We start from the raw sequence: 12,217 nt of genomic DNA on the forward strand, positions 1-12,217 counted from the left end.
ACGCGACACCAGACCAGGACGCGACGTGAAACCAGGACGCCGGGCCAGCGGGACGTCAGACCGGGGGGACGCCGTGGCGGCGCTCGGTGAAGCCGCGGTCCTTGCCGGCCGCGGCCGCCAGCCGCGCCACCAGCTGGCCCCGTAGCTCCTCCGGCGCGACGATGGCGTCGATGACGAGGTCGGACGCCAGCCGCAGGATGTCGATGTCGGCCTCGTACTCCAGCCGCAACCCCGCCACGTACGCGGCCCGTTCGGCCTCGTCCGAGATCGCCGCGATCTTGTTGAAGTAGACCGCGTTGACGGCGGCCTCCGGGCCCATGACCGCGATCTTCGCCGTCGGCAGCGCGAGGCAGGCGTCGGGGCCGAAGCCGGGACCGCACATCGCGTAGAGGCCGGCGCCGTAGGCCTTGCGGACGATGACCGAGACCGTCGGCACCGTGGCCTCGGCGACCGCCGTGATCATCTTGGCGCCGTGCCGGATGATCCCCTGCCGCTCGACCTCGGAGCCGATCATGAAGCCGGGGACGTCGGCCAGGTAGATCAGCGGCACGTTGAACGCGTCGCACAGCCAGATGAACCGGGCCGCCTTGTCGGCGGAGTCGGTGAACAGCACGCCGCCCTTGACCGCCGGCTGGTTCGCGACGATGCCGACCGGCTGGCCCTCCAGCAGCCCGAACCCGGTCACGAGCTCGGCCGCGAACAGCGGCTTGACCTCGAAGAACGAGTCTTCGTCGATGATCGCGTCGATGACGTCGTGGATGTCGTAGCCGACGGACTCCTCGGCCGGGACGAGGTCGCGGGTGAACTCGCGGACGGCGCCGCCGGCGGCGTACGACGGCGGCGGCTGCCGCCACGAGCTGGGCAGGTAGGAGAAGAACGCCTTGGCCTGCTCGATCGCCTCGGCGTCGTCGGCGGCGAGGTTGTCGCCGCAGCCCGACACCGTGGTGTGCATGCGGGCGCCGCCCATCTCCTCGAGCGTGACCTTCTCGCCGACGACCATCTCGGCCATGCGCGGCGAGCCGAGGTACATCGACGCGTTGCCCTCGACCATGACGACGATGTCGCAGAACGACGGGATGTAGGCGCCGCCGGCCGCGCTCGGCCCGAACAGGCAGCACACCTGCGGCACCCGGCCGGACAGCGCCACCTGGTTGTGGAAGATCCGCCCGGCGCCGCGGCGGCCGGGGAAGAGGTCGACCTGGTCGGTGATGCGGGCGCCGGCGGAGTCGATGAACCAGAACACCGGCAGCTCGTCGCGCAGCGCGGTCTCGGTGACGCGGACGATCTTCTCGACGGTGCGGGCGCCCCACGAGCCGGCCTTGACCGTCGGGTCGTTCGCGACGACCAGCGCCGGACGGCCCTCGACCAGGCCGCGGCCGGTGACGACGCCGTCGGCGGGCAGGCCGGTGGCCAGCGCGTTGGCCAGCTGGCCGTCCTCGACGAAGGTGCCAGCGTCGAACAGCAGGTCGATGCGGTCGCGGACGTAGAGCTTGCCCTGCTTGGCCAGCTTGGCGGCGCCGGCGTCGGACGGGACCTCGGTGGCCTTCCGGGCCGCGTCGACCTCGGCGTAGTGGTCGTGCCCCACTGTCGTCACACCCCGATCATGCCTGAACCGGCAGCCCCAGACCGCGCGCCAGCACGAGCCGCTGGATCTCGCTGGTCCCCTCGCCGATCTCGAGGATCTTCGCGTCGCGGTAGAACCGGGCCACCGGGTACTCCTCCATGAACCCGTAGCCGCCGTGCACCTGCGTGGCGACCCGGGTGGCGGTGACGGCGGACTCCGTGGCGTACAGCTTGGCCGACGCCGCCGCCTGCTTGACCTGCTCGGACGGCGCGCCGGCGTCGCGCAGGGCAGCGGCGCGGTATGTCAGCAGCCGGGCGGCCTCGGCCATGACGTGGAGGTCGGCGAGCTGGAACGCGACGGCCTGCTTGGCGCCGATCGGCACGCCGAACGACGTCCGCTCGTGCGCGTAGCCGAGCGACGCGTCGAGCATGGCCTGGATGCAGCCGACGGCGAGCGCCGCGATGGCGATGCGGCCGTCGTCGAGCGTGGCCAGGAACTGCCTGAATCCCTGGCCGCGCTCGCCGACCAGGTGATCGGCCGGCACCCGGGCGCCGTCGAAGGTCAGCGGGTGGGTGTCGGACGCGTGCCAGCCGAGCTTGTCGTAGGCCGGCTCGACGATGAATCCGGGCGTGCCCGCCGGGACGATGATCGCGGAGATCTCCGCACTGCCGTCGGGCCGATTGCCGGTGCGCGCGGTGATGGTGACGCAGCTGGTCAGCTCGGTGCCGGAGTTGGTGATGAACTGCTTGGCGCCGTCGATGACCCACTCGTCGCCGTCGAGCACGGCGCGGGTGGCCGTGGCACCGGCGTCGGACCCGGCGCCGGGCTCGGTGAGGCCGAACGCGGCCAGCGCCCGCCCGGCGACGAGGTCGGGCAGCCAGCGGGCCTTCTGCTCGTCGGTGCCGTAGGTCAGGATCGGGGTGATGCCCAGGCCGACGGCGGCCTCGAGCGTGATGCCCAGCGACTGGTCGACCCGGCCGATCTCCTCGATCGCGACGCACAGGCTGGTGAGGTCGCCGCCCGCGCCGCCGTACTCCTCGGGGGCGGTGAGGCCGAACAGCCCCAGTTCTCCCATCGCCCGTACGACGCCGACCGGGAACTCGTGCTTGCGGTCCCACTCGGCCGCGTAGGGAGCGATGCGCTCGCGGGCGAAGTCGCGGACGACCGCGCGGAACTCCTCGTGGTCGGCGGACAGCTCGAACATCGTGGCACCTCCAGTGCTTGACGTTTACGTTAACGTAAGTTGAAGGTCCGGGCCAAGGGCTGGAGCGAGGAGACTGCGGTGGACGGCGAGCGGACGTGGAGCATCGCGGAACTGGCCGACGAGTTCGGCGTCACGCTGCGGACGATCCGGTTCTACGAGGAGCAGGGCCTGCTCACCCCGGCCCGCAACGGCACCCGCCGCATCTTCGCCGACGGCGACCGCGTGCGGCTGGGCCTGGTGCTGCGCGGCAAGCGGCTGGGTTTCCCGCTGGACGAGATCAAGACGATCATCGGCATGTACGACGCCGAGCCGGGCGAGGTCGGCCAGCTGCGCTACCTGCTCGACCAGGTCGAACATCGGCGCGCGGAGCTGGAGCAGCGCCGGCGCGACATCGACGCCACCCTGTCCGACCTCGCCGAACTGGAACGCCGCTGCCGCGCCGACCTCGACCGCCTCACCGGCTGAGGCTCACCCGATACAGGTGTGCCCCGCGTCGAGGGCGAGCCGCTGCACGACGTCGGCGTCCCACCGCTCGAACGTCCAGCGCACGCCCTGCGTGGCCGGCGCTCCCGGCAGCGCCGACCCGGGGACCTCGGTGGTGAACCCGGGCTGCGCCGCGGCGACCTGGTCCAGCGTCGACCCGACGCCGACTCCCGCCGGCGTCACCGTCCCGCCCGCCGTGGTGCCGATCGAGCTGACGACGAACTCGTCCTCCGAGACCGCGGGCGCCGGTAGCTCGCCGGTCGAGATGTCCCGCAGCACCGACACGAGGCCGGTCACGTCGCCGGCCCGGAACTCGCCGTAGCAGTACGGGCGGCTGCGCCCGGTCCACTCGGTGATCTCGACGCCGGGTGTGGCGCGCAGCTCGGCCAGTGTCATCCCCAGCCGGACCGGCCCGAACAGGTCGCCGCCGGGAACGGAGAAGTCCGCCGTCGCCGGGGCCGGCGCGGGCACCGGCGCGTCGCCGCAGTTGTGCATGCCCTCGTGGCCGATCGACGTCACGACGTCGCCGTCGAGCTGGAGGTTCCAGACGGAGAAGACGCCGCCGAGGTCCGGGACACCGGCCGACACGACGTCGCCGTCGACCACCGCGTCGGAGTAGGCGGTCAGGACGTCGCCGAGCGTGCTGCCGACGCCGACGCCGGCGGGTGTGCGCACCGGCACGTCCACGACCACCCGCGACACCTCGTACCCACCCAGCAGGTCGGCCGGCGGCTCACCGATGGCGCCCCGCAGCGAGATGTACCCGTGCGTCTGCGCGGTGCGGAACGCGCCGTAACACAGCTGCGGCCGGTCGAGGTCGTCGGCGCGCAGCCGGGTGATCTCGACGCCGGGCACCTGCTGCAACTCGGCCAGCGTCATGCGCACCTGGACGCCGTCGAACGGTGCGGCCGGGTCGAACAGCGGCAGCGCCGAGACGTCCACCGGTGACTCGTCGACGCCGGCCGGCTGCTCGCCGCCGCCGGGGTCGGTGCCGGCGCCGGTGGGCTGCTCCGTCGCCTGGCCGGCCGTGGAGGGGCCGCTCGGCTCGCCGGTCGCGTCGCCGGTGATGTCACCGGACGGGCCGGCCGCGGCCTTGGGCGGCGCCGCGGGGTCGAGCGGCGGCAAGGCCTCCGGCGACTCGGCCGGCTGCGGCTCGTACGTGGGCGCCGCGGTGAACTGCCCGGTGACGGCCATGGAGCCGAACGCGACCGCCGCCACCAGGCCGGCCGAGCCGGCGGTGGAGGCGACCATGCGCACGGTGCGCCGCCGGCGAGCGCCGCGGACGATCCGCCCGACCGCGTTCGCGCCGGGCGGCACCGCGAGCCGGTCGTCGCCGAAGATCCGGCGCAACTCGTCGTCGAACTCGTTCATCGGTCTCTTCCCTCCACCGAGGACAGGCTCGTCCTCAATTTGGCCAGCGCCTTGCTCGCCTGGCTCTTCACCGTGCCCGCGGAGATACCGAGCGCCGCCGCGATCTGCGCCTCGGAGAAGTCCTCGTAGTACCGCAGCACCAGGACCGCCCGCTGCCGCGGCGGCAACTGCGCCAGCGCCTGCCACACCGGCTCGCCGTCGAGCCGGTCGGCCGGCGTGGCCGCGCGCTCCGGGAGCTCGTCGACCAGCACCTCACGCCGTCGCCGCCGCCAGCGGCTCACGTGCGCGTTCGCCATCGACCGCCGGATGTAGGCCTGCGGGTCGACGCCCTGGCGCAGCAGCTTCCCCCAGCGCGACCCCACCTTCTCCAGCACCGTCTGCACCAGATCGGCGCCGTCGTGCGGCGACCCCGTCAGCGCGTGCCCGTACCGCAGCAGCCCGGGCAGACTCGCCCGGACGAAGTCCTCGAACTCCACCGTCGCCTCGCCCGTCTCCGAGCGGCCCACCACCGTCGCGCCCACGGCCGGTGCGGCCTCCCCGCCTGGGGACTGAATGAACATCACGACCCCGCTTCGCCGTCCCTGCCTCGTTGACCAGGAACACGCGCGGACGGGCCGTCCGGTTGCCTCGCTCAGCCCCAGCAGTTCTGCCCGGCGTCGAGCCCCAGGCTCGCGACGGTCTCGCCGTCGCCCGACACGAACAGCCAGCGCACCGCCGGGTTCCCCGGATCGGGCAGGTAGGCGTCGAACGTCGCACCGGTGACGACGTCCGGGTATGCCTGGCGCAGCTGCTCGAAGGTCGAGCCCGGGCCGATCCCGAGCGGCGTCGTCGCGGCCGGATCGCTGGTCGAGAAGTACGTGACGCGGTAGTCGTCGTCCGAGCCAGCCGGCTCCGGTGGGTCGTCGCCGTCGACCCGTCAGCCGGCCTCGGCGCCGACGGGCGGGTCGAGGACCGGCACCCGGTCGCAGGCCGGGAGGCCGTCCATCACGACCTCGGCTACCACGCCGTCGACCGCGGAGAACTCCCACGCCCGGACGATGTTCTGCTCGCCCTGGAACTCGGCGCGGTACCCGTCGGCCAGGTCGAACTGGGCGGCACCCGGGTAGGCGGCGAGCACCTCGTTCGCGGACGAGCCGGCCGTGATGCCCTCGGGTGTCACCACCGGCACGTCGAAGTGCATCGTCGACACCTCGTAGAACGGGTCCAGGTCGTCCGGGACCGAGCCGAAGGCGCCGCGGGTCGAGATGTACCCGTGCGCGCTCGGGCTGCGGTACTCGCCGTAGCAGAGCTCGCTGTAGCCGTCCTCCGGCGTGAACCGGGTGATCTCGACGCCGTCGATGTCCTCGAGGTCGGCCAGCTTCGTGCCGACCGTGAAGCCGTCGATGCCCTCGTTCGGGTAGACCACCACCGGCGCGGCGGCCGTCGGCGTCAGGCTGGGCTCGGGCGTGGGCGTGGGCGTGGGCGTCGGGACGGACGGGGTCTCGGCCGGCTGGACGGGGTCCGGCGCGGCCGTGAACTGGCCGGCCACCGCGAACGAGCCGACCGTCACCGCGGCCACCAGGCCCACGGTGCCCGCCGCCGTCGCGGCCAGCCGGGCGGCGCGGCGGCGCCGGGCGCCCCTGACGATGCGGTCGACGGCGTCGGCGCGCGGCGTCAGCGCCAGCCGGTCGTCGCCCAGCAGGCGGCGCAGGTCGTCGTCGAAGTCGTTCATCGGTCTCTTCCCTCCACCGCGGACAGGCTGGCCCGCAACTTCGTCAGCGCCTTGCTCGCCTGGCTCTTCACCGTGCCCGCGGTGATGCCCAGAGCCGCGGCGATCTCCGCCTCGGACAGGTCCTCGTAGTAGCGCAGCACCACCACCGCCCGCTGCCGCGGCGGCAGGTCCGCCAGCGCGTGCCAGAGCGGCTCGCCGTCGAGGCGGTCCGGCAGGGCCGCGCCCTGGTCCGGGAACTCGTCGACCAGCACCTCGCGCCGTCGCCGCCGCCAGCGGCTCACGTGCGCGTTCGCCATCGACCGGCGCACGTAGGCGAGCGGGTCGGCGTCGTGCCGGGTGATCTTCGACCAGCGGGCGCCGGCCTTCTCCAGCGCCGTCTGCACGAGGTCGGCCGCGTCGTGCGGCGACCCCGTCAGCGCGTGCCCGTAGCGCAGCAGCCCCGGCAGGCTGGCCCGGGCGAACCCCTCGAAGTCCATCGTCGCCTCGTCCGGCTCGATGCGGCCCGCCATCACCGTCGCGCCCACGGCCGGTGCGGTCTCCCCGTCAGGGGACTGTATTAGCATCACACCCCGCTCTGTCCGTATCGCGTCATTGCCGTGAACACGCAGGACCGGCCGTTCGGGTTGCCCGGGGACGGGACGTCCTAGACTCGCCACAGTTCTGGGAGGGAGCCAGCGTGGAGTACCGCCGGATCAGCAAGGTTCTGGTAGCCAACCGGGGCGAGATCGCGGTGCGGGTCATCCGCGCCTGCCGCGACGCCGGCCTCACCAGCGTGGCCGTCTACGCCGACGGCGACCGCGACGCGCCACACGCCCGGCTCGCCGACGAGGCGTACGCGCTGGGCGGCGAGACCGCCGCCGAGACCTACCTCGACATCGCGAAGCTGCTCGACGCCGCCGCGCGCTCCGGCGCCGACGCCGTCCACCCCGGTTACGGCTTCCTCGCCGAGAACGCCGGGTTCGCGCAGGCCGTCATCGACGCCGGACTGGTCTGGATCGGCCCACCGCCGGCCGCCATCACCGCGCTGGGCGACAAGGTCAGCGCCCGGCACATCGCCGCGCGGGCCGGCGCTCCGCTCGTCGCCGGCAGCTCCGACCCCGTCACCGGCGCCGCCGAGGTCGTCGCGTTCGCCGAGGAGCACGGGCTGCCGGTCGCCATCAAGGCGGCCTTCGGCGGCGGCGGGCGCGGCCTCAAGGTGGCCCGCACGCTGGACGAGATCCCCGAGCTGTACGAGTCCGCGGTGCGCGAGGCCGTCGCGGCGTTCGGCCGCGGCGAGTGCTTCGTCGAGCGCTACCTCGACCGGCCGCGGCACGTCGAGACCCAGTGCCTGGCCGACCGATTCGGCGCCGTGGCGGTGATCTCCACGCGCGACTGCTCCCTCCAGCGGCGGCACCAGAAGCTGGTCGAGGAGGCGCCCGCGCCGTTCCTCACCGACGAGCAGAACGCCGAGCTGTACCGCGCGTCCAAGGCGATCCTGCGCGAGGCCGGCTACGTCGGAGCCGGCACCTGCGAGTTCCTGGTCGGCACAGACGGGACCATCTCGTTCCTCGAGGTCAACACCCGGCTGCAGGTCGAGCACCCGGTCACCGAGGAGGTCACCGGCCTCGACCTCGTCCGCGAGATGTTCCGCATCGCCGAGGGCGAGGCGCTGGGCTACGACGACCCTGTCGTGCGCGGCCACTCGATCGAGTTCCGCATCAACGGCGAGGACCCCGGCCGCAACTTCCTGCCCACCCCGGGCGCCGTCACGACGTTCCGGCCGCCGTCCGGGCCGGGCGTGCGGGTCGACGCCGGTGTCGAGGCCGGCAGCGTCGTCGGGCAGAACTTCGACTCGCTGCTGGCCAAGCTGGTCGTCACCGGCGCCACGCGGCGTCAGGCGGTCGAGCGGGCGCGGCGGGCGCTGGCCGAGTTCGAGGTCGGCGGCCTGGCGACGGTCATCCCGTTCCACCGCGCCGTCCTCGACGACGCCGCCTTCGTCCCCGCCGCCGACGACGAGCCGTTCGCCGTCCACACCCGCTGGATCGAGACCGAGTGGGCGAACTCGTTCACGCCGTTCACCGCCGATGCGGCGCCGGAGGGCGACGACGCGCGCGAGCGGATCACCGTCGAGATCGGCGGGAAGCGGCTGGAGGTCGTGCTGCCGGCCGGGCTGGGCTCGTCCAACCTCGTCGGCGCGGGCGTGGGCGCGGCCCGGCGGCCGGTACGACGCTCCGCCGGGCGTACCGGTGCGGCCGCGGCGGGCGGCGACGCGCTCACCTCGCCGATGCAGGGGACGATCATCAAGGTGGTCGCCGAGGACGGCCAGAGTGTCGCCGAGGGCGATGTCGTGGTCGTCATGGAGGCGATGAAGATGGAGCAGCCCATCACGGCGCACAAGGCCGGCACGGTCACCGGGCTGACCGCCGAGGTCGGAGCCACCATCGCGAACGGCGCCGTCATCTGCACGATCGAGGGCTGATTCCGGGAAGCGCCGCGGGTGCGTCCGGCGTTGTCGATGCTGGCAACACTTGAGACGTCAACCTTTCTGAAGGGATGCACCCGTATGCCCGCTCTGTCGGACACCGCCCGTGAGCTGTTCTCCCGCCCGATCCCGGCCTGGGCCACGGTCCTCGACGCCGACGGCCGCCCGCACAACTCGATCGTCTGGGTGGACGTCGACGGCGACGGCATCGTCTTCAACACCGCCGCCGGCCGGGTGAAGGAGCGGCGGCTGCGCGAGAACGACGTCGTCTCGGTGAGCGTGCTGGACCCGGACAACGCGTGGCGGTGGGCCAGCGTCACCGGCCGCGCGACCCTCACCACCGACGACGGCGACGACGTGATCGACCGGCTGGCGAAGAAGTACCTCGACGCCGACAGCTACCCCTTCCGCAAGGAGGGCGAGCAGCGGGTGACGGTGCGCGTCGCCGTCGACCGGGTGCACGAAGAGGCGGCCTGACGGCTCGGGTCACCCCCAGGTGAGCCGCGGCTCGGCGTCGAACAGCTCTCCGTAGCGCCGGGCCGCGGCCGTCGCCGCCTTCGTGGTGGCGGCGCTGACCTGCGCGAACGGCTCGACGGTGATGGTCAGCGCGCCGTTCTTCAGCTCGTGGCTCCACACGCCGCGCACGACGCCGTCGACCAGCAGGACCGGCGAGATCCAGCCGGCGGTGCGCGACACGCGGTCGATGAAGCCGTCGGGCACCGTGTGCGTGCGGTGCCCGATGGGCGCGATGACGTACGGGTCGAAGCCGGGCAGCAGGTGGACGCCGGTGCTCGTGCCGTCGGCCTCGTCGTGCTCGTGGAGGTCGGCCAGCGCCGCCGGCGTCGACCAGCACGCGACGCCGTCGACCTCGGCCTCGACCATGACCTCGGCGTGTTCCTTGAAGACCCGGCGCGCCTTCGCGGCGTCGATGCCCCACCAGCGGCTGAAGTCGACGTGGGTGGCCGGCCCGTAGATGTCGAGGAACCGCTGGATGAGCGTGCTCAGGGCGGTGTGCTGGTCGGGTTGGTCGTCCCACGACACGTCGGGCAGCCAGGTGCGCGGGCTGGTGAAGGTGACGTTGCGGTCGCGCTCGGGCCCCGAGCAGAGCAGGCCGCCGGCCGCCGCGGGCTTGAACATCTGGCCCCAGCCCGACTTCACCGCGTCGGCGATGCCGGGTGCGCGGACCTCGCGGGCGATCTCGGCCAGCAGTTCCTCGCGGGTGAGCACCCGGCCCGGCAGCACCTCGCCGATGATCTCGGTGACCTGGCGCAGCACGGCGAGGTTGACGCCGTGGTAGCGCTCCCAGGCCGCGTTGACGTTGGGCCACTGCCGCTGCGCCCATGCCGCCACCAGCAACGGCAGCTCCTGCGCCGGGAACAGGTGCAGCGTGCCGCGCATGCCCCACGTCTTCACCAGCGTGCGGTCGGTCCACAGCGCCGTGGTGGTGTCGCCGAGCGCGTAGCTCGGGGTGCGGACGGCGGCGATCAGCTCGGCGGACGACGCCACCTGCGCGTGCAGCCCGACCAGCCGGCCCGCCGTGCCGACGAGACCGGCGGACGGGTCGGTGACGTGCAGGCGCCGCAGCCGGCGGGCCAGCACCTGGTTCCAGGTGAGCTTCTCCACGGGTCCATCGAACCACCCGGCGCCGACAACGTCGGCGCGGCTGATCGACTCGGCCGGACCTGCTCGTGGCACGACGCGCCAGACCGTGGATGATGGGTGTATGTCGAGCAGCTTGGACGACGTCGCCGCCGCCCTCCGTGAGAACCCGCTCTACGTCGACCAGACCGGCGTGGACGAACTCGAGGCCGAAGACTTCACGTTCGACGGCGACGCGGAGTCCTCGGTGCGCGACACGATCGAGGCTGCGGACACCCCGTTCTACGTCGCCGTGCTGCCCGGGGCCGACTACGACGCCGATGCGGCGCGGACCCTGGGACAGGACATCGGCACCGGCACCTACCTGGTGATATTCGGCAGCCGCCAGCTCAGCGCCGGATCGACGGAGATCCAGAACGGCGTCAACGAGGCGGCCAGCCAGGCGATCAGCGAGTCGGGCGGCGACCTCGGCGCCGGCATCACCAGCTTCATCGAGTCGGCCGAGCAGGTCATCGCCGACGGCGGCTCGAGCGCTGGCGGCGGCGGGACCTCCGGCGACGGTGGCGGCGGCGGTGGACTGCTGCCGCTGGCGATCCTGGCGGCGGCGGGCGGCGGTGGTTTCCTGCTGTACCGCCGCAACAAGCGCAGCAAGGAGCGCGCCCAGCTCGAGCAGGTCCGCGGCGCCCTCGACGAGGACATCACCAAGTACGGCGAGCGGCTGTCCGAGCTCGACCTCGACCTGGGCAAGGACTCCAAGATCCCGATCGAGGCGCGCAACGAGTACGGCCGCGCCCTCGACCTCTACGAGAACGCCAAGACCTTCGCCGACCGCGCCGAGCGGCCCACCGACCTCAAGCCCGTCACCACCGCCCTCGAAGAGGGCCGCTGGCTGCTGGCCTGCGTCGATGCCCGGACGAAGGGCGAGCCGATCCCGGAGCGCCGGCTGCCCTGCTTCTTCGACCCCGGTCACGGCCCGTCCGCCGAGGACATCGAGTGGGCGCCGATGGGCGGCACACCACGCACCGTCCCGGCCTGCGCCGCCGACGCGTTGCGCATCAGGAACGGCGCCGACCCCGAGACTCGCATGGTCCCGGTCGGCGACGGCGAACGCCGTCCGTACTACGACGCCGGTCCCGCGTACGGCGGGTGGGCCGGCGGCTACTTCGGCGGTCTGCTGCCCGGCATGCTCATGGGCACCATGCTGGGCTCGGCGATGTCCTCTCCGATCTCCGCCGACGGCGGCGGTGACTGGGGCGGCGGCGATTTCGGCGGCGGCGGTGGTGGCGGCGGCGACTGGGGCGGCGGCGACTTCGGCGGCGGTGGCGACTTCGGCGGCGGCGACTTCTGACCGGTGCCGACCCCTGAGTTCATCCTGGCGCTGCGCGAGCGCGTGGGCCACGACCTGCTGTGGCTGACCGGCGTCACGGCGGTGATCGTCGACGACGAGGGACGGGTGCTGCTGCACCAGCGTTCCGACACCGGTCAGTGGGCGACGATCTCCGGGATCCTCGAGCCCGGCGAGCAGCCCGCCGCCGCCGTGGTGCGGGAGGCGTGGGAGGAGACCGGCGTGCACATCGAGGTCGAGCGCATCAGCAGCGTCACCACCGACCCGCCGATCACCTACCCGAACGGCGACGTCGTCCAGTACCTCAGCATCGCGTTCCGGTGCCGGCCGGTGGGCGGCGAGGCGCGGGTCAACGACGACGAGTCGCTGGCGGTCGAGTGGTTCGCACCCGACGACCTGCCGCCGCTCGACGTCACCGCGCGCGAACGTCTCGCGCACGCGCTGAAGGACGACCCGGCGCCGTACTTCGTCAGGTAGCG

Annotated in this window: 12 protein-coding genes; 5 read left to right on the forward strand and 7 right to left on the reverse strand. The window is 73.1% G+C overall.

Features of this window, described 5'->3' with window-relative positions; genetic code table 11:
• Positions 1-55: 55 nt before the first annotated feature.
• Both ACW62_RS25770 and ACW62_RS25775 read right to left on the reverse strand, forming a co-directional pair.
• Positions 56-1,594 carry an acyl-CoA carboxylase subunit beta gene (locus ACW62_RS25770; protein ID WP_205629600.1) on the reverse strand — a complete coding sequence of 513 codons (1,539 nt, stop codon included), beginning with the start codon at positions 1,592-1,594 and terminating at the stop codon, positions 56-58.
• Positions 1,595-1,601: 7 nt separating this feature from the next.
• Complete coding sequence (locus ACW62_RS25775) at positions 1,602-2,768, reverse strand: acyl-CoA dehydrogenase family protein (RefSeq protein ID WP_053206986.1); 1,167 nt, start codon at positions 2,766-2,768, stop codon at positions 1,602-1,604.
• A gap of 39 nt (positions 2,769-2,807) precedes the next feature.
• Between ACW62_RS25775 and ACW62_RS25780 the strand changes: the two genes are divergently transcribed.
• On the forward strand, positions 2,808-3,233 hold the full coding sequence (locus ACW62_RS25780) for a MerR family transcriptional regulator (RefSeq protein ID WP_169792126.1): 426 nt from the start codon (positions 2,808-2,810) through the stop codon (positions 3,231-3,233).
• A 3-nt stretch (positions 3,234-3,236) separates the two neighbouring features.
• On the opposite strand, the gene ACW62_RS25785 is transcribed toward ACW62_RS25780, so the two are convergent.
• From ACW62_RS25785 to ACW62_RS25800, 4 genes are all read right to left on the reverse strand, one after another.
• Complete coding sequence (locus tag ACW62_RS25785; protein ID WP_053206988.1) at positions 3,237-4,622, reverse strand: hypothetical protein; 1,386 nt, start codon at positions 4,620-4,622, stop codon at positions 3,237-3,239.
• The gene (locus tag ACW62_RS25790) at positions 4,619-5,182 is read right to left on the reverse strand and encodes a SigE family RNA polymerase sigma factor (RefSeq protein ID WP_083460173.1); all 564 of its coding nucleotides are present in this window, start codon (positions 5,180-5,182) and stop codon (positions 4,619-4,621) included. Before ACW62_RS25790 ends, ACW62_RS25785 begins: the two co-directional genes overlap by 4 nt.
• Before the next feature lie 356 nt (positions 5,183-5,538).
• The gene (locus tag ACW62_RS25795) at positions 5,539-6,333 is read right to left on the reverse strand and encodes a hypothetical protein (RefSeq protein WP_053206989.1); all 795 of its coding nucleotides are present in this window, start codon (positions 6,331-6,333) and stop codon (positions 5,539-5,541) included.
• Positions 6,330-6,842 (reverse strand): SigE family RNA polymerase sigma factor, encoded by a 513-nt coding sequence (locus ACW62_RS25800; protein ID WP_053207046.1) that lies wholly within the window; start codon positions 6,840-6,842, stop codon positions 6,330-6,332. The genes ACW62_RS25795 and ACW62_RS25800 overlap by 4 nt, the downstream gene beginning before the upstream one ends.
• Positions 6,843-7,024: 182 nt before the next feature.
• Between ACW62_RS25800 and ACW62_RS25805 the strand changes: the two genes are divergently transcribed.
• Complete coding sequence (locus ACW62_RS25805) at positions 7,025-8,791, forward strand: acetyl/propionyl/methylcrotonyl-CoA carboxylase subunit alpha (protein WP_053207047.1); 1,767 nt, start codon at positions 7,025-7,027, stop codon at positions 8,789-8,791.
• A gap of 84 nt (positions 8,792-8,875) precedes the next feature.
• Positions 8,876-9,271, forward strand: a complete 396-nt coding sequence (locus ACW62_RS25810) for a PPOX class F420-dependent oxidoreductase (RefSeq protein ID WP_053206990.1) — start codon at positions 8,876-8,878, stop codon at positions 9,269-9,271.
• 9 nt (positions 9,272-9,280) lie between these two features.
• Here ACW62_RS25810 and ACW62_RS25815 read toward each other — a convergent pair whose 3' ends face one another.
• A complete protein-coding gene (locus ACW62_RS25815) occupies positions 9,281-10,417 on the reverse strand; it encodes a winged helix DNA-binding domain-containing protein (RefSeq protein ID WP_053206991.1) in 1,137 nt (378 codons plus the stop codon).
• Between the two features lie 100 nt (positions 10,418-10,517).
• Here ACW62_RS25815 and ACW62_RS25820 point away from each other — a divergent pair, with 100 nt between their 5' ends.
• Both ACW62_RS25820 and ACW62_RS25825 read left to right on the forward strand, forming a co-directional pair.
• Positions 10,518-11,741 carry a hypothetical protein gene (locus ACW62_RS25820; protein WP_053206992.1) on the forward strand — a complete coding sequence of 408 codons (1,224 nt, stop codon included), beginning with the start codon at positions 10,518-10,520 and terminating at the stop codon, positions 11,739-11,741.
• 3 nt (positions 11,742-11,744) lie between these two features.
• On the forward strand, positions 11,745-12,215 hold the full coding sequence (locus ACW62_RS25825; protein ID WP_053206993.1) for an NUDIX hydrolase: 471 nt from the start codon (positions 11,745-11,747) through the stop codon (positions 12,213-12,215).
• The last annotated feature ends 2 nt before the right edge of the window (positions 12,216-12,217 follow it).

The sequence above is a fragment of the Jiangella muralis genome, from assembly GCF_001270745.1.
Classification (GTDB): Bacteria; Actinomycetota; Actinomycetes; order Jiangellales; family Jiangellaceae; genus Jiangella; species Jiangella muralis.